Raw genomic sequence first — 23,201 nt, 5'->3', positions numbered from 1 at the left:
TAGAATAGCGCCGATAGTCATCGCGGGGCTGGTCTCAATTTGCGCAGTGTAAAGGCTGCTGCTATACCCATTAATAGCGAGAGCGTTATAAAAACGGCCATATTAGAACTGTCCGGGCCCATTGCACCCGCTTTGATCGTATTGCCTGCAGGCTACCGCCCGTCAGGATACCCAGTAAGGGACGTCTAAGTGCTAAAACTGAAAATCTCCCACAAGCTGCTGCTGATTGTTGTGATTGCCCTTGTGGCTTTTGTCGTCAGCCAGGGCTACACCCTTGCCGTAGAGCGGGGCAATGCCAAAAGACTCGAAGACGTACAAGAGCGGCTCTATCCCACCCTGGAGCTGACCACGGTCAATCTCGCCACTTTGCTGCTGATGGAGCAGTACATCAATTCAGCTGTGACCACGGGCGACACTGAACCACTGAACGATGCCAACAAACAGTATCAATTGATTCAAAGCAATTTGGGGCGACTGGAGAGTCTTGGCGAGCGGGACAAGGCCAGAGCGGTGGGCGATATGCTCGACACCTGGTACCAGACGGCCACGGGCATTGCCCGCAGTTTTATCGACGGCACCGTGGACTTTTCCAAGGTTGCTGACGATGCCAGGCGCAACGCCGAGCGCCTTAACCAGCTGCGCGAGCAACTGGACACCATGAAGCAGCAAACCGAAAACAATTTTACCCAATCGATCGGCACCACTTTGCAGGGCTCCGCAACTGCCGGCAAGATTTCGCTGGGTATCTCAATCATCGCCATTATTGTGCTGGTCACTATCAGCCTGCTGATCAGCCGCTCCATTACCCGCAACCTTGAGCAGGTCTCCCACTCGCTTGGGGAAATGGCCTCGGGCGAAGGCGACCTCACCTCCCGGATCCACTATACCGGTTCCGATGAAATCCGCGGCCTGGTGAATAACTTCAACGCGTTTGTCGAAAAGCTGCACGCCTCCTTCGCCGAGGTCCTTAAAGACGTAGCCTCATTGAGCGAGGTATCCGCGCGCCTGACCAACACCAGCGGCGACAATGTGCGGGAAATTGCCGCCCAAGCCAGTGCCATTTCCGCTACGCGCACCGCCATTGAAGAATTGATGACCAGCGTTCAGGAAGTGGCCGAGTTCGCCAGTAACGCCTCGATTCAGGCCGGGGAAATCAACCAGACCGCCGAGCAGGGTCAGATCACCCTGAACACCAACGTCAAAACCATTACCGAACTGGCCGGCGACGTCAAAAATTCCGCTGAGGTGGTCAACAAGTTCGACAGCTTTAGCGCCGATGTCGGCAAGCTGCTCAACACCATTCAAAACGTCGCGGAGCAAACCAACCTGCTGGCCCTTAACGCAGCGATTGAAGCCGCGCGCGCCGGAGAGCACGGCCGCGGCTTTGCGGTGGTAGCGGACGAAGTGCGCGACCTGGCCGTACGCACCCGCCAGGCAACTGAGGAAATCCACACGGTCATCAGCGAGCTGCAACAAGTGTCGCAGAGCGCAGTCACCGCCATGGAGGCCAGTGTGGAAAGAGCCAACTCCGGTGTAGAGGCGACTCAGCAATCAGAGCAGGCTCTGAAAACCATTCTCGCCAGCGTGCGTGAGATCAGCACCTTTAACGATCAGATTGCCGCGGCCACCCACGAACAAAGCGCCACCTTTAACGAGGTGATGTCGCACGTTACCGACATTCATCAAAACACGGAAACCGTTACAGACAGCACCAGTGCCATGAATGGAATCTGCCAGGATATCGATGATATCTCCAAGCGTCTGGGTGCCGTCGCATCACAATTTAAGGTTTAAAAAAACCTACAAGGAGAGCACCATGATTGCCTACCGCCACACCCGAGTACTGAGCTGCGCCAGCATTGCCGCCTTGCTACTGGCCTGTGCCAGTGCCAACGCCGATGACCAGGAGCGCATTGCCGCCCTGGAGCAGCAAGTACAATCCATGCAACAACAGCTGAACAAACCGGTGGATGACAAATTGCGATTTAACGGTTTTTTCAGCGTTGCCTACGGCCTTGCCAGTAACGATGCCGACTACGCGGGCTACTTAGAAGAAGGCACCTTTGAAAACGAAAGCCTGTTTGGCTTGCAGGGTGTTTTCTCTATCAGCGATAAAACCGAAGTCACCATGCAGCTGGTCGGCCGCGGCAACGAGGATTGGGAGCCGGCACTGGAGTGGGCCTACATCAGCCACCAATTTACCCCCAGCTTTAAGGCGCGGGCCGGCAAGATGCGCCTGCCGCTGTTTATGTATTCGGACTCACTGGAAGTGGGTTACGCCCAGCCCTGGTTGCGCCCGCCCGAAGAAGTTTACGGCGCAATACCGGTAACCAGCTATACGGGCATCGACGGTCTCTACGACATCAACTTTGACATGTCGACATTGACCCTGCAGGCCTTTGCCGGAGAGTCAGAGGAAGACATTACTCAATCCGGGCAGGAGGTTCGCCTTGAGGTCAACGACCTGTTCGGTGGCTCGGCGACCTGGACCGATTTCACCTGGACCCTGCGCGGCAACTACGCCACGACCGACATCAGCACCGGCGGCGAGGATTTGGCCACGGATTTTTACGGTCTCGGCTTTGGCTATAACAACGGCAGTCTGCAAATATTGTCGGAGTTTACCCGCCTGGAAATTGAAGGGGCGACACCCGATGCCGACGCGGGCTACCTGACCCTTGCCTACACCTTTGGCTCGCTTACACCTTACGCCACCTACTCTATTCGCGAGACCAAGGACGACGACGAACGCCCTTATACCCGCGCGTTTATTTTTTCGGCGATTTCCAACCCCCAGAGTCCTCTGTTTGGCAACACCGCCGCCATTGCCTTGTCGGATGTGCAAAACACCGAGCGCAGCGCCTACAGCCTCGGGGTACGCTGGGATGTGATGAGCAACGTCGCGCTTAAATTTGATGTCACGCGGGCCTCGGATTTCGGCGATACCGGTGGCGGCCTGGCGGGTAACACGGCACCGGTGGTGCTCTACGATGACGTCGATGTCTATTCCATCAAACTCGACTCGGCATTTTAGGGAGGACGCACGATGAAACATTTACTGCTCGCCCTGCTACTCTGCGCGCCCGCGGCCCTCGCTGACGTGGTGGTCATCACTCACCCCTCAGGCCCGGACAGCATGGATGCCAACCAGGTGCGCGACCTTTTTATCGGTCGCAGCAAACAACTGCCCAATGGCCAGAGCGCCGACCCCATTGATTTAGCCGAGGGCCAACCACTGCGCGAAGAATTTCACACCAAAGTCACCGGTCGCTCGCAGGCCCAGCTCAACGCCTTTTGGTCCAAGCAGGTGTTCACGGGTAAAGGCCAGCCGCCGCGAACGCTGGATTCCACCTCAGCGGTCAAAGCGGCAGTGGCCAGTACGCCCGGGGCTATTGGTTATATCAACTCCGGTGAAGTGGACGGCACGGTCAAGGTTGTACTGACGCCCTGAGACTTCTGTCATTCCCCTAACAAGCCGGCGATAACGCCGGCTTTTTTATTCAAACCACTGCCACAGCAACAAGCCGAGCAGGACCAAAGAAACACACTGCCAGAACAACACCGGGTTGCGCTCGATCAAAGGGGGCCGACTTTTTTGTAAGAACGCCTGATTGGGTTTGCGCAGATCCGTGACAAACTCACTCAGCAATGAATAGCGTTTGTGCGGTTTCACCTGCACGGCTTTGCGCACGGCTTGGTCCACCCAGTCGGGCAGATCGCGGCGTTTTAGGCGCATGGAGCGGTATTGCAGTTTTTGCTGCGCACGGGGATCGCGCGCCTTGGCGACGGCGGTGCCATAGGGTAGGTCGCCGGTGAGCAGCTGATAGCAAATAACCCCCAGAGAGAAAATATCCGATCGTGCACTCGGTTCCTCACCAGAAAAATACTCCGGCGCGGTAAATTGCGCTGTGCCGTGAATGCGGCCATCCAGAGGGCGCGTCTCCGCGACACCGGCCACCCGGGTTGAACCGAAATCAATAATTTTCACCGTGCCGTCGCGCTCGAGCATGATGTTGTTGGGGCGCAGGTCCTGATGAATCATCTCCTGGCGGTGGAAGGCCTGCAGGCCGCGGGCAATCTGCTCCATCAGGTTGCGCACCTGTTCGAGATCCGGAACCGCATGATCGCGCATCCACTGCGCCAGTGTCTGCCCCTCGATGTACTCAGTCACCAGATACAGGTAGCGGCGCTGCCGCTGCAGCGCTGGCGCTTTCAGCACATGCAGGTTATCAATACGCCGGGCGATCCAGTCTTCCATTAAAAACCGCTCCAAATATTCGCGGTTACTGCGCTCCTCCACTGACGGCGTTTTAATGACCAGCTGCTGGCCCGTATGCAGATCCTCGGCAAGGTACACGTGACTACGGCTACTGATGTAAATATCGCGCAAAATTTTATAGCCATCAAACTCCATACGCGGCTGCAGCTTCGGTGGTAACGGCAGACTATCCAACTGCTGCTGAACTTCATGGGCAGACTGGCCGGGCAACTGCTCAATGCGCAGCAGTTGTACACTCAGGTTATCGTCACTGCCATTCGCCAACGCAGTATCGACCAGCTGGCGAGCCGCGGCATCGAGATCGTCACCACACCCGGCAAGGACGCCGAACACTTGCTCGGCGTTGATAAATTCATAGACGCCATCGGTGGCCAGCATAAAACAATCGCCCGGCTCCAGGCCGCACTGGCGATAATCCACCTCGAGCGTCTGATGCACGCCGAGCGCGCGGGTCAGGTAACCCTCATCGGCACTGAGACGATGGCGATGATCCTCAGTCAGAGGCTCCAGAGTCCCATCCAACAGCCGGTAAATGCGGCTGTCCCCACAGTGAAACAGGTGCGCGGTATTGGACTTAATCACCAGTGCGCAGAAGGTGCAGATGTAGCCCTTATCGCGATCAAAACGGTAGGGGCTGGCTCGGGTTTGCGAATACAACCAGGAGTTGGTCGCCTGTAATACTTTGCGCACCGAGTTTTTTACCGACCAGGCATCGCTGGTGCAATAGTAGTCCGCGAGAAAACTGGACACTGCCGTCTCACTGGCCACTTGACTCACACCACTGCTGCTGATGCCATCGGCGAGCGCTAAGGCAACACCCTTGCCGCTGAGCATGGGCTCTTGCGGAATACAGGCACCAACAAAGTCCTGATTGATTTTTTTCAAGCCTTTGTCGGTGCATTGTCCAAGGCGGACTTTTAAACAATCCTTCATTGAGGCCGCAACGGCGCTCAGCGACTCAAGCTGCGCTCGGGGCTGGTGCGCACGTGCGTGTAGTAGAGCGGTAAACCCACCAACAGAAAACCGCCCACCAGGTTACCCAAGGCGGTGGGCAATTCGTTCCATAACAGATAGTCGCTGACGGTAAATTCACCGCCCATGATCATGGAGAAGGGGAACAAGAACATATTGACGATGGAGTGTTCAAAACCCATGTAAAAGAACAGCATGATCGGCATCCACATGGCAAACATTTTACTGGTGGCTGAGGTGGAGATCATAGCGCCGACAACGCCCATGGACACCATCCAGTTACACAACATGCCCCGGATAAAAATGGTCATCCAACCTTCAAATCCATGAGCCTGGTAGCCCACCGTGCGCGACTCACCAATACTGCCAACTTTGGCGGCCAGCTCACCGCCGTCCACGTTGTAGCCATAGGTTAGAATAAACGACATAAAAAACGCGACCGTCAGGGCGCCGGCAAAGTTACCAACAAACACCAGGCCCCAGTTGCGCATCACCTGCCCAAAGGTGACACCCGGGCGCCTGTCGATTAAGGCCAGAGGCACCAGTGTAAAAACGCCGGTGAGCAAATCAAACTTCATCAGGTACAACATGACGAAACCGACGGGGAACAAAATAGCGCCGACCAGCGGGTTTCCGGTATTCACCGTAATGGTGATGGCAAACATCGCGGCCAGAGCCAGGATGGCGCCGGCCATAAAGGCGCGGATCAGGGTATCTTTGGTGGACATATAGACTTTCTGCTCACCGGAATCGACCATCTTGGTCACAAACTCTGCGGGTTCTATATAAGCCATGGCACTCTCTCGTTAAGGGACAACAGTTTACCCAGCCCTTCGCAAGCACTGTGCCATCATCAAAATTTACCACAACCCCATGAAAAATAAGAACATTATTATTTATGCACCACTTTAGGCCGAAACTATCGTTTCATTTTAGTGCCCGACCCGCCCAACGCTGCTCCACATTGGAGCAATCCCCCCTAATTTTGGCAGGAAATCCCGGTCCACCTTCAGCTTGGAAAAATCCAAACCGAGCCATAAATTTTTTATGAGCGAAAAAACTGAGAAAGCCGGGATAATTGCACCAATTAAAGACAGAGACCAAATAGAGCACCAATATAATGCTCGCCAAAGCGCGTCTTTATTTGTGTTTTTGAGATAGGCGCACAACCAAGGAGCGGTCTAACGCTCCATGCGGAAAATAAGATCCGCACTTTGAACCTCGCCGGACTCGGCCTCGAGGCGCAGGTTGTCACTGATAAAGTAGGTCACGCCAACGGTGGAGATGCTGTCAAACAGGCCAATGGCGTAATGTACGTACAAGTCTTCCGTGAGGTATTTGCCGAGCCATAGGCGGCTGTCTTTCACATCGTCTTCGGATTTGATGGTCAGCTCATCCAGACCAAAACGCCCGGCAATGTCATCGGCCAGAAACTGGCCGCGCTTGATACCCAGCTTGGCAATGGCGTTGACCAGCATGGATGCCTCGCCAGAGGAGGCGCCGTCGAGCGGCTTGCCGGTAAAGAGCATGGACATGGCATTACTCTCTGTCTGCTGCGGGCGGGAATAAATTTCCGTCACCGGTTTTTGCAAAGTACCCCCAATGATCAGACCCACCTGCACGTCATCCACTTCACGTGTGGCGGTGACGTTCAGGCCAGGATCATCCAGCGGCCCCTGGAACGATAAGGTACCCCGCTCGATGGTGAGGTCCTGGCCGTAGGCCTGGAAGCGGCCATCGATAATATTAATGCTGCCCACAGCATAGATCGCCCTGCTGGGCGACTTGTCGATGGACAGATCGCCACCCAGACGCGCCTTAAAGCCGGCGGCATCAAAGGTGACCTCGTCGCCCAGCACAATATCCAAATCCATATAGACCGGCAGTCGGCCGTTGCCCGAGGCACTGGTATCGGCGTCAATCACCACCACATCGTCCGAAGTCTGGGTGGCGGAAACCGGCAAGGTATTAATCACCGCATGCGCCTTGGGTACCCGGGTGCTGCCTCTGATCTTAATGCCCGAGGTGCTGGCCTCCACAGTCACATCCGGTGTCACCCATAAATTGAGCGCAGGAATGTTCATCACATGGGCCTGTTCTCCGTCAATCTCCGCTATGACCTGCCAGTTATCGCCCACTAAGTCGGTCGCGTTCACCACCAGGTCCAGATTGCCCTCACCGGCTTTGGCATTGGCGGTCACCTCCAGCGCCTGCTGGTTGCCCTGAGCTCTGGCGTTGAGCCCCGAGAGACTGACCCCCAAAGACGGCAGATCAAAGGCCCCGTCGCTCAGGCGGGCGTCCACCGTCAACTGCGGCTGGGCAAGGCTGCCGGCGATGTCCGCATTGGCCGACAGACTGCCGGTAATATCGCGCACCGCCGGCAGCAGAGCCTCCAGGGGCGAAAGATTATCCAGAGCCGCCACCACCTCACCGCGCAGATTCTCGCCGCCGGCACCGGCCTGCAACTGGGCATTCACCTCGCCGTAGCCCTCAAAGGCCAGGCGCGAGCGGGCTTGCAGCTGCCCGTCCTTCTGACTCATGGACAGGGTGAGTGCGCTGACGGGATAGCGATCACTCTCCTCTTCGCTGACCTGATGAATAAAGGCACCGTCCACGGCCTGTAAATCTGCCGAAATGACCGGCGAGCGGCCGGGTACCCAGGACAACTCGCCGCCGCCTTGCAGATAGCCCTCGACATCCACTTCCTCTTTCAGCCAGCGTCGCAGAAGTGCCAAAGGCAGCCGCTCGACACTAAAGGCCGCCTCGGCGCCGTTTTCACGGTCCCAATGACCCTCGCCGCACAGCTTGGCCTGCAGCTGGGTATCGGTCCGGCGCTGCTCGGTTACCAGGCAGGCGCCACTGAGCGCCACCCGGTCTGCGGCCAGGGTAAGCTCGGCGGCATCGGCCAGGCTCAGAGGGCGTGAGTAGCCCGAGCGCAGCTGTAAGCTGCCCAGGGCACCGTCCCAGCGTTCGCCATCCCAACCACCGGCGGCATCAAGGCTGAGTTGAGTTCGCTCATCCTGCTCCAGCGCCAGACTCACATTGTGCTGACCGGGGTTGCCGTTAAACGTCAGCTCGGCGCTTGCCAGTGCCCGCCCAGCCAGCTGCAGATCGGCGGCCTCGGCGGCCAGCAGCAGCTGGCGGTTGGCGAGATTAACCAGCTCGGACTTCACCGAAAGCTGGGCGGCGCTGTAGTCCTGCCAGCGCAAGTTGGTTCCACTGGCGCTACCGGTTAGCTGTGGATCGTCTCGACTGCCCTTGAGCTGCCCTTCCACCACCAACTGCCCGCCGATAGCGGGGTCAATTTGCTCGAGCAAGGGCGCCCGCACGGACCAGTCAATGTCAAAGCGCTCACCCAGCCGCCCGTCAATGTGTGCTTGATTGGCACCGATGGACAGAGACAGATCGGTAAACCGCATTTCCTCGGGCCGGTAGTTCACCTCACCCGAACCGGCAACGGCGAGCGAGCGCAAGGTGCCATCGAGAGAATGCAGGGCAGTGTCCAACTCGAGCTCACCGTCTTTGAACTGACCACGACTGCGAAATTGCCCACGCAGATTGCCCGGCCAATCCGATACCAGCACCGCCGGGTTCACCCCCTCGGCCTGAGCATCCAGGTGCCAGCTCAACCCTTCGCGCCAAACCAGCTCACCAGTGCCTTCAAGCTCGGCCTGATCGACGCCAAGCAGTATGCGCGACAATTGCAAATGGTCGGTATCACCGCTCGCCTCCAGCTCCAGCGCCAACCCGGGGTAACCCTGAGCTTGATAGTCGCCGACAAAAACGGCCCGGTAGTCGTCAATCCAGCCTTCAAGCGACAGACGCCCGCCCGCGGTCATTCCCGCCACAGCCGGCATATCCAGCCAGTAATTCGCCAGCGCCTGAAGCGGCGCATCTATTTGGGCCTCCAGGGCGGGCTCCCCTTCAACGCCCGTGCTCCAACGGCCCTCGGCCTCAAGCTCAGCCGGCGCCATCAGCGCCAGGGAGAAATCCAGTGCGGTGAGATCCCCTTTTGCCTCCAACTCACCTTTGAGGTCGCGGTCGATCAAAACGTCGGGGATAAAACGCGAAATGTCGTCAGGCGCTGCCGTGTCGGGCCGTGGCACCATGGCCACGGCCAGGGTCGCCTGCAAGTCGTAGGGGTAGGCGAGGGCGATATCACCGCTGAGCTGGGCCGTTTGCCCGGCGCTTTGCGCCTGGACTTCATCGAGCGTCAACGCCCGCGGCCCGTAAGATAAACCACCTGTCAGGGACTCCAGCCGGTAGCGATGATCCCCCTGAACGAGCAGTGCTCGGCGCAGTTTGAGATCACCGACACGCACCACCAGTGGTATCCCAAGATCAGGCCAGGCGAAATCTTCAGCGCTGTCTTGCTCCTTGTCCGCCGCGGGGGTGAGCTCAACCGTCAAGCCATCGAGGTGCAAGTGATCGACCAGCAAAAGCCCCCAGATAGCTCCGGCGGGGTGCCAGCGCACCGAGGCGCTTTGCAACTGAACATCGACGACACCGGCTTGATAATGTAGATCGCTCAATTGCACACCGTTGAGCAGTGTGCCATCGCGGTAAGTAAAACGCGCGCCGGTCAGCGCTTTGGCCTCGTCAAGAAGCCACCGGGTACCAGGCTCGGTGGCAATCAACACCGTGGCCACGCTGATCAGCGACATGATCAGCACCACCACAAACAAAATACCGCGCAGGATCCACCGTTTCATTACAAGTCGGGCCCCACGCTGAAGTGCAGCCGCCAGCCCTCATCACCGTCGAGAGCCTTGGCCACATCGGCGCGCACCGGCCCCACCGGAGACACCCAGCGAATGCCCACACCAACGCCCCGGTAGGGCTCCAGATACCCTTTATTGAAAGCCGTGCCCTCATCGTAAAAAGCCGCCAAGACAAAATCGCCGTAGACCTTGCGGTCGTACTCAATGGAGCCTGTCAGTAACCGCGAGCCACCAATTACAATGTCATCATCGTTTTTCGGGCCCAGGGTTTTGTAGTCGTAGCCGCGCACGCTGGCGTCACCGCCGGCAAAAAAACGCTGGGAGATAGGCAGCTTGTTGAAATCGTCCACTTCAGTGATACCGCCTTCACCACGGAACAAAAGCCGGCCCTCGCCGAGAGGCAGAATCAGTTTGGCCCGACCGTAGACCTGAGCAAAGTCCGTGCTGGAGACAAAGGCGTCGCTGGCGCCTTTTACCCTGAACAGTAAATTCCAGCCCGAGCGAGGGTACTTCACATCCTGCACCGAGGTGTAAGAGGTACTGTACATCGGAATGACCAGTTCAGAGGTGCGGGAAGGGTCCTCGCCAAACGAGTACTCCTCTTCCTCGTAGCTCAACCCCAGGTTATTCAACCAGGAGCTGGTTTCCCAGCGCGAGTAGTTGGCGCCGGTGACCAGCCGGTTGCTGACCGACTTGTTGATGTCTTCCTGGGAGAAACCGGTGTACAGGCGCAATACCTCGTAGGCCGGGCGCTTCATAGGAATGGAATAGCCCACCTGGTAAGTGGTAATCACCTCCGAGGCGTTCACGTTGGCATCCAGACTGTGTCCGGCGCTATTGAGATAGCGGTTCTCGTAGCCGAGCAAAATGCGCGGGCCGGTATCCGAGGCGTAGCCGGCACCGATGGAGTAACTGTGCTTGGGGCCGCCGATCAGCTTGATATTGATCGGCACTTCACCATCGCTGAGCGAATTGAGCTGCGGCTCCACACTCACTGAGCCAAAGTAGTGGCTGGCCTGCAACTCACTTTTGAGTTTGACCAGTTCCTCGGAGCGATACTCCTGGCCGCGCTCGAGGGTAATGTAACGATCGATCAGCTCGTCGCTCAGAATGTCGTGCTCGACACTCACCTCGCCGATGCGATAGCGCTCGCCGGTATCCAGTATCAGATTGACCCGCGCCGTGTTGCGCTCGCGCGACACCAGTACCTCGGCGCGAACATACTCGGCATCGAAATAACCCTGAGTATTGGCCACCTGCAGAAGGCGACTTTTGTAGGCATCGTAGCGGCCGTGGTTAAATTGCCGCCCCTCTCGCAGCGTCTTATCGTCACGTACATTGGTCAACGCCTGATTGTCGGCCCCAGGGCCCTCAAGCACGACATTCACTTGGTCGTAGACCACGGCGGGCCCTGGGTTCAGCACTATGCTCAGGCGCCAACACTCCTCAGTGCGCTCAAAAGACTTTTCCGTACTCAGGTGATAGTAGCCCAGCGCCCGGGCGGCCTCATCGATCTTGCGGTCGAGCTCCTGCCCCAGCGCCCTTACGTGCCAGCGGGCGAGCCGGCAGGATTGACCTTCAATGTCCAGGTAGGCCTTTATATTTTCCCGCAGAGCCGAGGTACCGCCTGTTAACTCCAGCGATGGCACCGCGGCCCCCGCATAGCCGGCAAAAAGACACAGCGAGCACAACAGTAGATGTGCCCGGTATTTTGGTATGAATGATCGGAACAATAACAACACGAATATTTTTAATCCGGACTCTAAGCGCCGGCATCAGCCCCGCGCTTGATGTTCTCCCTGTGCGGCTCGCGTGCAAGGCTCAACGACGTTTACCGCGACGCGCCATGGTACTACGCCACTGCCACAACAGGGCAAAAAATAGTATCCCTGCAAAATACTCACCAGCTGCCACTGTGAACTCACAAAACCCTTATAATCACGCTTTTTCAGGGGCTAATCATTCGGGCCCGGGAGGCTCCATGCTCAGTTACCGTCACGCTTACCACGCCGGCAACCACGCCGATGTACTCAAACACTGCGTGTGGCTGTGTTGCCTGGAGTACTTACAGCGCAAGGAGACAGGGCTGCGTATTATCGACACCCACAGCGGTGCCGGCCTCTATTCACTGACCGCGGAGCGTGAAAAAAATCGCGAATTCGATACCGGAATTGGCAAAATTTACAACCAGCCGAATCTGCCTGAGCCGCTCGCCCACTATCTGGCGAGCGTGCGCGAGAGCAATCGCAAAACGCTGGCACTCTACCCGGGCTCGCCGCTGCTAACCAGTCACCGGCTCAGGCCTCAGGACGAACTTTGGCTGCACGAGCTGCACGGCGCCGACCATGCATTATTGCGGAAGAACCTGCAGGGCAAAAAACGGGTGTACGTTAAGTGCGAGGATGGTTTTGCCGGGCTCAGGGCGCTGGTGCCGCCCCCGACCCGTCGGGCTCTGGTGCTGATTGACCCCTCCTACGAGATCAAAAGCGACTACCAGAAAGTCGCCGAGGCCCTGACGCAGGCCAGCAGGCGTTTTGCCTCGGGCTGCTACCTGCTCTGGTATCCGGTGGTGGACAGAGCCCGGATCGACACGCTGGAAAAACAGCTGCGCCAGAGCGGAATCGGCGGTATCCAGCTATTTGAATTGGGGGTGCGGCCGGACAGCCCCGGCCACGGCATGACCGCCAGCGGGATGATAGTCGTGAATCCTCCGTGGACGCTCTGGTCGCAGATGGAAGAAACCTTGCCCTGGCTTGCCGCTGAGCTCGGCGAGAACGGCCAGGGCTACTATCGCCAAGAAACAATTAGCGAATAGCGCGCGTCAAATGACAAAGTCCTCCTCATCCAGCGCGGTGACCGCCTGATGATGCGAGAGGTAGACGCGGCCTGTGAGCGAATCGAGAAAGTCACTGCGCTGGAGCCGATCCATCACAGGACCCTTTACCTCGGATAGATGCAGGCGCACACCACTGGCGTTCAGTCTCTCGTTAATGGCCTCCAGCGATTCCAGGGCGCTCAGATCAATGGCGTTGACCGCACTGCACTGCAAGATCAGGTGACGCAGGTGCGGCTGCTCGGCCACCAACTGATACAGACGGTCCTCCAGAAAACGGGCGTTGGCGAAGAACAGGCTTTCATCCACTCGCACGGAGAGCACATGTGGCTGGGTCACCACGGGGCGCCGGTCAACGTTGCGGTAGTGCGCCGTACCCGGCACCAGACCCACCACAGCGATGTGCGGTCGCGAGGCTTTAATCAGGTAGATCGCCAGCGAAGCGGCAACCCCCGCGCTTACGCCCCACTCCACCCCGAGCAATAAGGTGACGACAACCGTTGCGCTCACAGCGATAAAGTCGGCCCGCGCGAAGCGCCAGGCGCGCCAGAGAATGGACAGGTCGATCAGCGACAGGACCGCCACCACAATGGTCGCGGCCAAGGTGGCCTTGGGCAAATACGCCAGCGCCGGGGTGAGAAACAGCACGGCCAGAGCCATGCCCATGGCCGTGTAGATGCCCGCAGCCGGGGTGCGCGCACCCGCCTCAAAATTCACCACCGAGCGGGAAAAACCACCGGTCACTGGAAAACCCTGGCTGACACCGGCCGAAAGATTTGCCGCGCCCAAAGCGATTAACTCCTGATCCGGGTCTATCCGCTGGCGCCTTTTTGCCGCCAGTGTCTGCGCTACAGACACAGATTCGACAAAGCCGATCACGGCAATCAGTAGCGCCGGCCCTGCCAATTGCTGCCAGAGACCCATAGGTAACTGCGGTATTGCCAGCGCCGGCAGCGCAGCGGGCACCTCACCCACCAGGGCGACCCCGCGGCCGGCCAGATCCAGCCACCAGGCGAGCCCGGCGCCGACCACCACGGCCACCACGGGCCCGGCTTTGGCCATCAGTGCTGCCGTGCGCTCGGCCATACCCATACGCACCAGAAGCGGCGCCAGGGCTGCGCGCACCCAAAACAAAAACAACAGGGTCGCCCCACCGAGCAATGCCGTCGTCAGGTTGAACTCCGTCTTTAGCTGACCAAGACCGAGCAGCAACTCGGGCAGGGTATCGCCGGCCAGGTTCATACCGGTCAGGTGCCTGAGCTGACTCAAGGCAATAAGAACACCCGAGGCGGTAATAAACCCCGCAATGACCGGATGGGAGAGAAAGTTGGCGAGAAAACCCAGGCGGAGAAAACCGAGCAACAACAGCATGGCGCCACTGACCAGCGCCAGTGCCGCCGCCGCGGCCAGAATATGCGCCGGCTCGGCCAGCCCCAGACCGCCGACCGCGGCCGCCGTCATCAGCGAGACCACCGCCACCGGACCCACCGACATGGTGCGGCTGGTACCCAGCAAACCGTAGAGCAACAGCGGCAACAGCGAGGCGTAGAGCCCCACTTCCGGAGGCAAACCGGCAAGCAGCGCGTAAGCCAGCGACTGCGGAATCAGCATGACAGTGACGATAGCCGCCGCCAGCAGATCATCCACCAGAGCCGCGCGCGAATACTCGCGCGACCAGTCCAGCACCGGCAGATAGCGCGACACCTGTTTTCGGATCATTCGGCTAATGGGTCGACTCCTCCCGGGTGGCCGGCTCACTTTGCGTCAGCCATTCGCGCCCTTTGAGCATAGCCTGCCAGTAGACAGGCGGCAGGATTCTCTCCTTGAGCCACCAGGCCAGGCGGGTCGGGCGGGTACCATCGAGCAGCCAGGGTGGGAAGCTCGGCAGCAGCTTGCCCCCATAGCCGAACTCCGCTAGGACAATTTTGCCCCGCTCTACCGTCAGCGGACAGGAGCCATAGCCGTTGTAGTGGCGCGGCTCACAGTGGTAGCCAATCGCTGCCAGCAGATTGGTTGCGACAATCGGCGCCTGGGCTCTGGCCGCCGCCGCGGTTTTGGCATTGGGCGCATTGATCACATCGCCCAGCGCCCAGACATTGCCATAGCGCTGGTGCTGCAAGGTCGCCGGGTTCACATCCACCCAACCGGCCTTATCGGCCAATGCACTGTGGCGCACAAACGCCGGGGCGCTCTGAGGCGGACACACGTGCAGCATCTCAAAGGGCACCTGTTCCCGATGGCTTTCACCCTCGGCGTTGGTCACGACAAAGGTCGCGATCTGCCGCGGGCCGTCCACAGCCACCAAGTTGTGTTGAAAGTTCAGGTCTATGTTATAGCGACGCACATATTCCATCAGCGCCGGCACATACTCGCTGACGCCAAACAACACAGCGCCGGCATTGTAAAAGCCGACGCTGATGTCACTGAGCAGGCTTTCGCTCAACCAATAGTCCGCAGACAGGTACATGGCTTTTTGCGGCGCACCGGCGCACTTGATGGGCATCGGCGGCTGCGTAAAAACGGCCCGGCCGCCTTTCAACCCTTTCACCAGCGCCCAAGTGTAAGGGGCGAGGTCGTAGCGATAATTGGAGGTGACGCCGTTTTTCCCCAGTGTGTCCTCCAGACCTTCAATGGCCGACCAATTGAGTACCAGCCCTGGCGCAACCACCAGCTGCTGGTACTGCAGCGTGCGACCATCGCTCAGGGTCACGCGGTTATCCTCGGGGGCAAACGCTGTTACCGCCGATTGAATCCACTCCACACCCGGCGGAATGATGCTGGCCATATCCCGTCGTGTTTTTTCCGGGCTGAATACCCCGCCGCCCACCAGAGTCCAGCCGGGCTGGTAAAAATGGTTGCTGGCCGGCTCAACGATAGTAATACCCACAGCGCTCTGACGAGCTTTGATACTCGCAGCCACCGCTATGCCCGCTGCGCCGCCACCGACAACCAGAATGTCGCGCTGCTCGGTTGTGGTAGGGGAAAACCGCTCAAGGGTCGGACCGAGATCAAAACCCAGTGTCTGCACCTGAGACATAAGGCCCGCCTTGTCGGCGCCGCCGAGCCATTGATCGACGGCCCAAAGGCTGGCGCTGCGATTACCAGTGCGGCAATAGGCGAGGGTTTTGCCCGGCGCGCTCGCCAACAGCGCCGCCATACGGGCGGCTTCGGCGCGCCCGAACTGGCCCGGCACCACAGGTAAATAGTGTGCGCGTATCCCCACTGTCTCGGCCGCACGGCGGATTGCCTCGAAAGGCGGCTGCCCTTCGGCCTCGCCATCGGGACGGTTGCAAATCACATCCGTAAAACCCTGCTCGGAGAGAGCGGACACGCGATCCGGCCCTATTTGGGCACTGACCCACAGCGTGGGTGTGAGTTGTTGTTCACTCATGGTTGGGGGCCTCTGTTATGGAATTTTTTATTGTCGGCTACAAGGTGTTGAGCGGTACTTTCAAAAACACCTTGCCATCGTCGTCGGCCGGGGGCAGATGCCCCGCGCGCATATTCACTTGCAAGCTCGGCAGGATAAGCCTGGGCATGCCCAGCGTCTTGTCACGGCTTTCGCGCATGGCAACAAATGCCTGCTCACTGATACCGTCCTTGACGTGAATATTGTGCGCTTTTTCCGCCGCTACCGAGGACTCCCAGGCCACGGCCCGGCCGTTGGGCAAGTAGTCATGACACATAAACAGTCGCGTCTGCTCCGGCAATGCCAGAACCCGCTGGATAGAGCGATAGAGTGTCGCCGCATCACCGCCGGGGAAATCGGCGCGGGCTGTGCCGCCGTCTGGCATAAAAAGTGTGTCCCCGACAAAAGCCGCATCGCCAATCACATGCGTCATACAGGCGGGCGTGTGACCAGGCGTGTGCAGGGCGTAAGCCGTCATGCTGCCAATGGCGTAGCTGTCGCCGTCTGCGAACAGGCGATCGAACTGCGAACCATCGCGGGCAAAGGCCGTACCCTCGTTAAAGATCTTGCCAAAGGTCTCCTGCACCCGGGTGATTTGATCGCCAATACCAAGCTTGCCGCCCAGCTTTTCCTGGATATAGGGCGCCGCCGATAAGTGATCGGCATGGACATGGGTTTCGATAATCCACTCAAGCTGCCAGTCATTGTCGCGAATGTAATCAATGATCTGATCCGCGCCGGTAAAGCTGGTGCGGCCCGAGGCATAGTCAATGTCCATCACCGAGTCGATGACCGCGCAGCTGGCGCTGGCAGGGTCTTTGACCACATAAGAAAAGGTGTTGGTAGGCTCGTCAAAAAAGGCAATTACCACGGGTTTAACGTGAGTTGGCGGATCAAAGGGTAGCGTGCGGCTTGTCATAGGCTTCACCTCCAAGGCTGTTACCTTTGCCTTAGCAACCCACAGGCCAAACATGCCTTGCACGCCAAAGTACCGACAACCCATTGAAATAAAAGTTATTTTTTCTGATTTCGAAAATCGATCAGGCAAATCACCAGCGGCTTTGCCATAATTGACACAACCGCCAGACACAACTGACAGTATGCAACTGATCGCCCGAGACACAGACCATAACGCCGCCCGGATGCTCGACGGCTACGACTGCCCGGCCATTTTGATGAGCGCCGACTACCAGGTGCTGGCCGCTAACGATTTGTACACCGCCACTTTTGGCGCTATCGACCCCAAACGCACGCCTCACTGCTATCAGGTCTCCCACGGTTATGACCGCCCCTGCGACCAGGCGGGCGAATCCTGCCCCTTGGCAGCGTGCAAGCAATCCGGCGCCAAAGAGCGCGTCCTGCACATCCACAACACGCCTCGCGGTCGCGAGCACGTGGATGTGGAGATGCTGCCCATCAAAGGCGAGCAAGGGCAGTTAAAGTACTTTGTCGAGTTGCTCAAGCCAGTGCAGACCGCCAGCGTTGAGGCGTCAGCGCAAAAAATGGTCGGGGCCAGTGCCGCGTTTAACAAAGCGGTGGACCTGATCAATCGGGTGGGCCCGAGTGAGGCCTCGGTGTTGCTGCTGGGCGAATCGGGAACCGGCAAGGAGCTGGCCGCCCGCGCCGTCCACGATGCCAGCGCGCGCCGCGACAACCCCTTTGTCACCGTCGAGTGTGCCGGGTTGACCGACAGCCTGTTTGAAAGCGAGCTCTTCGGTCACCTCAAAGGCGCGTTTACCGGGGCCAGCTTTCGCAAGCAGGGCCTGATTGAGGCCGCCAGGGGCGGTACTCTGTTTCTCGATGAAGTGGGCGATATCCCCCTGCCTCTGCAAGTCAAATTGCTAAGGCTGATTGAGTCCGGCACCTACCGGCCCATCGGCAGTGTGCAGGTGCAAATGGCCGACTTCCGGCTGGTCTGCGCCACCCACAAGAACCTCAAAGCCATGGTGAGCGCCGGCGAATTTCGCCAGGATCTTTACTACCGGATTAACGTGTTTCCGATCTGCTTGCCCGCTCTGCGCGAGCGCACCGAGGACATCCCGCTATTGGCCCGCTCGCTGCTGCAAAAACTTGCGCCCGGCCACCGTCTGAGCCGAGCGGCTGAGCACTGGCTGCAAAGCCAAGCCTTTGCCGGCAACATCCGCGAGCTGCGCAACCTGCTGGAGCGCGCCTGCCTGCTCGAAACCACTGACAGCATCAGCCCGGCTACTTTGACCCTGGCCACCGAAGCGGACCGGGCCTGCGAAAACCACCTGCCCGACAGCGCCAGAGCGAAACAGGAGGGTGACGACCTCAAAAGTCTTCAGGCCCGCCACCTGCAGCAGCTGCTGGCCGAACACCATGGCGACAAGCAGGCCGCCGCCCGCGCCGCCGGCATCAGCCTGCGCACCTTTTACCGTAAACTCAAAGGCGTTTAGCCTCGCGTTTTTCCCAGCCATGCACAACGGCCATGCCCGAGATCATGGCCAGCACAAAGGCCAGGGTTTTTATTTCCAGATACACCAACGCCGAGAGCGCCGGCCCCGGGCAATAGCCGTAGAGCCCCCAGCCGAGGCCGAACACGGCCGCACCGGCCAGTAAGCGACGATCAATACGGCGGTTGGCAGGCAGGTTAAAGCGCTCATCGCACACCGGCCGCGAGCGGCGCAGAACCAGGCGAAACCCTACCAAGGTCACGACCACAGCGCCGCCCATAACAAACATCAGGGCGGGGTCCCAGCGGCCGAACAGATCGAGAAAGCCCAGCACTTTTGCCGTGTCAGTCATGCCCGACATAGCCAAACCGGCCCCAAACAGAAGACCGCAAATCAGCGCGAAAACCGATTTCATAATCGCTCCTAGAGTAAGTGACGAAGGACAAAAACCGTGGCAATTCCCGCGGCCATAAAAGTGAGGGTCGCGACTAGCGAACGCAACGACAGACGAGCAAGACCGCAGACACCGTGACCGCTCGTGCATCCACTGCCAAGCTTGACCCCCACCCCCACCACAAAGCCGGCCAGCAGGGCCTGCCACAGGGGCAAGGCACTGGGCTCTGGGTAGGGGGCACCCGAGAGCAGATGGTAGCCCGCGGCTCCGACGAGCAGACCGGCGACAAACAGCCAGCGCCACTTTGCCTCGGCGCCGCCAGTAAATGCGCCCCAGACAATGCCGCTGATGCCGGCAATGCGCCCGAGCAACAGCAAAAGCCCAACGGCTGCCACGCCAATCAGCAAACCGCCCAGCAGGGCGGGAAGAAACATGGACATAGAACCCCCTGACAATGATCAATACTCGCTAACAGCAAGTTTAGCGCCACAGCCGACAAGCCCCACAGGCATTGGGGTATCATAGCCATGGCCGCGCCATCGCGGACAGCACCGTCACAGTTATGACACAGCTTTTGCCATTAATGACACTGAGGCTTCTATGAACTCACCCACCCCCGTCTACGTTGGCTTCTGGCTACGCTTTCTCGCCTTTTTGGTGGATTCTGTGGTGGTACTGCCCATAGTGGTGGCCATCATCATCGGTCTCTACCAGCACTCGGGCAACTGGCTGTCCATGCTGATGGCCGGCGCGGAAAACTTTTGGGTCAACTACGGTATCCCCGCCGCCTTTACTTTGCTGTTCTGGCTGATCAAATCCGCCACGCCTGGCAAGATGGTGGCCAGCGCCATCATCGTCGATGCCGACACTTTGCAAAAGCCCGAGCCCTGGCAATTGATCGTGCGCTACCTCGGCTACTACATCTCCGCCATCTTCCTCTGCCTGGGCTTTGTCTGGATCGCGCTCGATTCACGCAAGCAGGGCTGGCACGACAAACTGGCGCGCACCGTTGTGATTCGCCGCGGACCATCAACAGCAAACACGCCCTGACGGGGGCACGCCATCAATGTACAATGGCTCTCCCTTTCAGCGTATGAATCAGGCGTGGCTATGAGCGAGAAAAAAACCACTCACTTTGGTTTTGAGCAAGTCGATATCGACCAAAAAGCCGAGCGGGTCGCCGGCGTTTTCCACTCGGTCGCCGGCAAATACGATCTGATGAACGACCTGATGTCCGGTGGTATCCACCGGCTCTGGAAACGCCTGACCATTGAAAAGGCCGCCGTGCGCCGAGGCCACAAAATCCTCGATATTGCCGGCGGCACGGGCGACCTGTCTTATCAGTTTGCCCGCCAGGTCGGCGAACAGGGGCTGGTGGTCCTGGCGGACATCAACGACTCTATGCTCAAAGTCGGGCGCGACAAGCTGCTGGACAAGGGCGTTGCCGGCAACCTGACGGTCGCCCAGGCCGATGCCCAGTACCTGCCCTTTGCCGACAACACGTTTGACCGCATTACCATCGCCTTTGGTCTGCGCAATGTGACCGACAAAGACCTTGCCCTGCGCGCCATGCTCCGAGTCCTCAAGCCAGGTGGCAAACTGCTGGTGCTCGAGTTTTCCAAACCGGGCAACCCTCTGCTGGAAAAGGCCTACGACGCTTACTCTTTCAAGCTATTGCCCACTATGGGCAAACTGGTTACCGGCGATGCCGACAGCTATCGCTATCTGGCCGAATCCATCCGTATGCACCCGGACCAGCAAACCCTCAAGACCATGATGGATGACGCCGGTTTCGTGCTCACCGAATACCACAACATGACCGGCGGCATAGTCGCACTGCACTGCGGAATCAAACCCTGATGCTGGGCGCCACCGCCATTGCCGGGCTGGCCAGTGCCCTGGAGACTCTGATCAACAAGGCCTTGACCTATGATCCGGGCAGCCGCGCCCTCCTGCAATCACTGGAGGGGCAGGTTCTGGCGGTGCACTGTACCTCGCCGGCAATAACGGTTTACTGGCTGCTCGGCGAGCCTGTGCGGCTGCAGCAGTACTACGAGGGAACGCCCACCGCCGCGCTCACCGGCAGTGCGCGCGATTTACTGAAGCTCGCCGCCGCTGGCGACAGCCACAGCTTGCACAGCACCGGCGTCACCCTCGAGGGGCGCGCCGCGCTGCTCGGCGAGCTGCGCACACTGCTCAAGCAGTTGGAAATCGACTGGGAAATGTGGCTGGCGGATACCTTGGGCACCTTGCCGGCCCATGTCCTGGCGCGTCAGTGGCGCGCCTTCGGCGACTGGGCGCAAGCGCGGGGCGCCAGCGCCAGCCGCCTCGGTGAGGAATACCTGAGCGAAGAGTCTGCCGCTGCGCTTGGGCGCCGCGAATTTGAGATCTTTTGTGAAGATATTAGCGACACCCGCCTGGCGCTCGACCGGCTGGAAGCGCGCGTAGCCTCACTGGCCACCAAACACCACGGATAACCCAATACGATGACCAGTCTGCTCCGCCTGCTGACCATTCTCTTTACGTTTGCCCGCTACCGTCTGGACCTGCTGATCGCAAAGGGCAATCTGCCGTGGTGGCTGCGTCTGCTGCTTGCTCCCCTGGCACTGATTCCCGCCGGCAAGCGCTCCCGCGGAGAGCGCCTGCGCCTGGCCTTTGAAGGCCTGGGCCCGATCTTTATCAAGTTCGGCCAGCTGCTCTCTACCCGTCCGGATTTGATGCCGCCGGACATCATCGCCGAACTCAGCGCCCTGCAGGACCGGGTGCCGCCCTTCGATAAAACCAAATTCTGTGCGCTGGTGGAACACTCACTGGGCGACAGCGTCGACAACCTGTTCCAGCAGTTTGACCGCGAACCTCTGGCCTCGGCCTCAGTCGCACAGGTACACGCGGCCGTGCTCCACGATGGACGGGAGGTGGTGGTTAAAGCGATTCGCCCCGGCATCGAAAAAGTGATCGAACAGGACACCCGCCTGCTGCACGTTATTGCACAGGTGGTCGAGCGTTACAGCGCCGATGGCAAGCGCTTGCGCCCGGTGGAAGTGGTGGATGATTACCGCACCACTATTTTTGACGAGCTGGACCTGCAGCGCGAGGCGGCCAATGCCTCGCAGTTGCGGCGCAACTTTCTTCACTCGCCGCTGCTCTACATTCCCGAAGTCATCTGGGATTACACCCGTCATAAGGTGCTGGTGCTGGAGCGCATTTCCGGTATTCCGGTCACGAACATCGAGCAACTCCAGGCGCAGAACACCGACATGAAAAAGCTCGCCGAGCGCGGCGTGGAAATCTTTTTTACCCAGGTGTTCGAGCACAATTTTTTTCACGCAGATATGCACCCCGGGAATATCTTTGTCTCCCGCGCCCACCCCGATCAACCCCAGTATATTGCGGTGGACATGGCCATCGTCGGCTCACTCAACCGCGCCGACCAGTACTATCTCGCGCGCAACATGCTCGCCATGTTCCGTCGCGACTACCGCCAGGTGGCCGAACTGCACGTACAAAGCGGCTGGGTGCCGGAACACACCCGTATCGAAGAGCTGGAAGCGGCCGTGCGCACCGTCTGCGAACCCATCTTCGAAAAGCCACTTAAAGAGATCTCTTTCGGCCATGTGCTCTTGAGCCTGTTTCGCACCGCACGACGCTTTAACATGGAAGTACAGCCGCAACTGGTACTGTTACAGAAAACGCTTTTAAACATCGAAGGACTGGGACGTCAGCTCTATCCGGACCTTAACCTCTGGGCCACTGCCCACCCGTTTTTAGAGCGCTGGCTGAAAAACCGCTTTCACCCGAAAACTCTCTGGCAGGATCTCAAGCGCTACGGCCCCGAGTGGATGGAAAAATTCCCCGAAGTCCCCCATTTGATTTTCAACGGCCTGCAACAAGTGCAGCACTTGGATGGGCTGCGCGATGAGCTGCAGCGCTCCCGGGAGCTGGCGCAAAAACGCGAAAGACGCGCCAGTGTGCGGCGGCGTTTGCTGCTCGCGGCCACCGCGTGTATCGCCGGCTCGGTCCTGCTGGTGTGGCCGGAACTCACCCATCAGGTGGTAAAAAGCGGGCAACACATCCCCCCTGCCGCCTGGGTATTGGGGGGCGCAGGGCTGCTGCTTCTGGCCCTGCGACGCTGACACTGATTTTGCCCCGCACTTCTGGTATTGTCGGGGTAGTAGCCAT

18 protein-coding genes are annotated in these 23,201 nt (G+C 59.1%); 9 read left to right on the top strand and 9 right to left on the bottom strand.

Going from position 1 to position 23,201, the window contains the following annotated elements; all coding sequences use genetic code 11:
• Window positions 1-189: 189 nt before the first annotated feature.
• Genes QWI16_RS01680 through QWI16_RS01670 form a run of 3 tightly spaced genes read left to right on the top strand, consistent with a single transcriptional unit; the run spans window position 190 to window position 3,451 of the window.
• Window positions 190-1,794 carry a methyl-accepting chemotaxis protein gene (locus QWI16_RS01680; RefSeq protein ID WP_302710987.1) on the top strand — a complete coding sequence of 535 codons (1,605 nt, stop codon included), beginning with the start codon at window positions 190-192 and terminating at the stop codon, window positions 1,792-1,794.
• A gap of 22 nt (window positions 1,795-1,816) precedes the next feature.
• Window positions 1,817-3,034 (top strand): porin, encoded by a 1,218-nt coding sequence (locus QWI16_RS01675; protein ID WP_302710986.1) that lies wholly within the window; start codon window positions 1,817-1,819, stop codon window positions 3,032-3,034.
• A 12-nt stretch (window positions 3,035-3,046) separates the two neighbouring features.
• Window positions 3,047-3,451 (top strand): type 2 periplasmic-binding domain-containing protein, encoded by a 405-nt coding sequence (locus tag QWI16_RS01670; protein WP_302710985.1) that lies wholly within the window; start codon window positions 3,047-3,049, stop codon window positions 3,449-3,451.
• 45 nt (window positions 3,452-3,496) lie between these two features.
• Here the strand turns inward: QWI16_RS01670 and QWI16_RS01665 are convergent, their stop codons facing one another.
• The 4 genes from QWI16_RS01665 to QWI16_RS01650 all read right to left on the bottom strand — a co-directional run bounded on the left by QWI16_RS01665 (window position 3,497) and on the right by QWI16_RS01650 (window position 11,621).
• On the bottom strand, window positions 3,497-5,212 hold the full coding sequence (locus QWI16_RS01665; RefSeq protein WP_302710984.1) for a bifunctional protein-serine/threonine kinase/phosphatase: 1,716 nt from the start codon (window positions 5,210-5,212) through the stop codon (window positions 3,497-3,499).
• Window positions 5,213-5,229: 17 nt separating this feature from the next.
• Window positions 5,230-6,045, bottom strand: a complete 816-nt coding sequence (locus tag QWI16_RS01660) for a formate/nitrite transporter family protein (RefSeq protein WP_302710983.1) — start codon at window positions 6,043-6,045, stop codon at window positions 5,230-5,232.
• 387 nt (window positions 6,046-6,432) lie between these two features.
• A complete protein-coding gene (locus QWI16_RS01655) occupies window positions 6,433-9,963 on the bottom strand; it encodes a translocation/assembly module TamB domain-containing protein (protein WP_302710982.1) in 3,531 nt (1,176 codons plus the stop codon).
• Complete coding sequence (locus QWI16_RS01650; protein WP_302710981.1) at window positions 9,963-11,621, bottom strand: autotransporter assembly complex protein TamA; 1,659 nt, start codon at window positions 11,619-11,621, stop codon at window positions 9,963-9,965. Before QWI16_RS01650 ends, QWI16_RS01655 begins: the two co-directional genes overlap by 1 nt.
• A gap of 332 nt (window positions 11,622-11,953) precedes the next feature.
• Here QWI16_RS01650 and QWI16_RS01645 point away from each other — a divergent pair, with 332 nt between their 5' ends.
• Entirely contained in the window at window positions 11,954-12,787 is an 834-nt protein-coding gene (locus QWI16_RS01645; protein WP_302710980.1) for a 23S rRNA (adenine(2030)-N(6))-methyltransferase RlmJ, read from the top strand.
• A 6-nt stretch (window positions 12,788-12,793) separates the two neighbouring features.
• On the opposite strand, the gene QWI16_RS01640 is transcribed toward QWI16_RS01645, so the two are convergent.
• From QWI16_RS01640 to QWI16_RS01630, 3 genes are read right to left on the bottom strand one after another with little or no spacing between them, the layout of a single operon-like run.
• The gene (locus QWI16_RS01640; RefSeq protein ID WP_302710979.1) at window positions 12,794-14,524 is read right to left on the bottom strand and encodes a SulP family inorganic anion transporter; all 1,731 of its coding nucleotides are present in this window, start codon (window positions 14,522-14,524) and stop codon (window positions 12,794-12,796) included.
• A gap of 4 nt (window positions 14,525-14,528) precedes the next feature.
• Entirely contained in the window at window positions 14,529-16,196 is a 1,668-nt protein-coding gene (locus QWI16_RS01635; RefSeq protein WP_302710978.1) for a bifunctional protein tyrosine phosphatase family protein/NAD(P)/FAD-dependent oxidoreductase, read from the bottom strand.
• A 37-nt stretch (window positions 16,197-16,233) separates the two neighbouring features.
• On the bottom strand, window positions 16,234-17,133 hold the full coding sequence (locus tag QWI16_RS01630) for an MBL fold metallo-hydrolase (protein WP_302710977.1): 900 nt from the start codon (window positions 17,131-17,133) through the stop codon (window positions 16,234-16,236).
• Window positions 17,134-17,314: 181 nt separating this feature from the next.
• Here QWI16_RS01630 and QWI16_RS01625 point away from each other — a divergent pair, with 181 nt between their 5' ends.
• Window positions 17,315-18,631 carry a sigma-54 interaction domain-containing protein gene (locus QWI16_RS01625; protein ID WP_302710976.1) on the top strand — a complete coding sequence of 439 codons (1,317 nt, stop codon included), beginning with the start codon at window positions 17,315-17,317 and terminating at the stop codon, window positions 18,629-18,631.
• Here QWI16_RS01625 and QWI16_RS01620 read toward each other — a convergent pair.
• Complete coding sequence (locus tag QWI16_RS01620; protein WP_302710975.1) at window positions 18,618-19,043, bottom strand: YeeE/YedE family protein; 426 nt, start codon at window positions 19,041-19,043, stop codon at window positions 18,618-18,620. The two genes, QWI16_RS01625 and QWI16_RS01620, sit on opposite strands and share 14 nt — an antisense overlap.
• An 8-nt stretch (window positions 19,044-19,051) precedes the next feature.
• Window positions 19,052-19,462, bottom strand: coding sequence for a YeeE/YedE family protein (locus tag QWI16_RS01615; RefSeq protein WP_302710974.1), 411 nt, complete (start codon window positions 19,460-19,462; stop codon window positions 19,052-19,054).
• Window positions 19,463-19,622: 160 nt separating this feature from the next.
• On the opposite strand from QWI16_RS01615, the gene QWI16_RS01610 reads away from it, so the two are divergent.
• From QWI16_RS01610 to ubiB, 4 genes are read left to right on the top strand one after another with little or no spacing between them, the layout of a single operon-like run.
• Window positions 19,623-20,072 carry an RDD family protein gene (locus QWI16_RS01610; RefSeq protein WP_302710973.1) on the top strand — a complete coding sequence of 150 codons (450 nt, stop codon included), beginning with the start codon at window positions 19,623-19,625 and terminating at the stop codon, window positions 20,070-20,072.
• A gap of 60 nt (window positions 20,073-20,132) precedes the next feature.
• Window positions 20,133-20,882: a bifunctional demethylmenaquinone methyltransferase/2-methoxy-6-polyprenyl-1,4-benzoquinol methylase UbiE gene (gene ubiE, locus QWI16_RS01605; RefSeq protein ID WP_302710972.1), complete on the top strand. Its 750-nt coding sequence runs from the start codon at window positions 20,133-20,135 to the stop codon at window positions 20,880-20,882.
• A complete protein-coding gene (locus tag QWI16_RS01600) occupies window positions 20,882-21,499 on the top strand; it encodes a ubiquinone biosynthesis accessory factor UbiJ (protein ID WP_302710971.1) in 618 nt (205 codons plus the stop codon). The genes ubiE and QWI16_RS01600 overlap by 1 nt, the downstream gene beginning before the upstream one ends.
• Before the next feature lie 9 nt (window positions 21,500-21,508).
• Entirely contained in the window at window positions 21,509-23,155 is a 1,647-nt protein-coding gene (gene ubiB / locus QWI16_RS01595) for a ubiquinone biosynthesis regulatory protein kinase UbiB (protein WP_302710970.1), read from the top strand.
• The last annotated feature ends 46 nt before the right edge of the window (window positions 23,156-23,201 follow it).

This window comes from Gilvimarinus algae (assembly GCF_030518215.1).
GTDB classification, from domain to species: Bacteria; Pseudomonadota; Gammaproteobacteria; order Pseudomonadales; family Cellvibrionaceae; genus Gilvimarinus; species Gilvimarinus algae.
The sequence above is the reverse complement of the archived record's forward strand: the minus strand, read 5'-3'. Positions and strand labels throughout refer to the sequence as shown.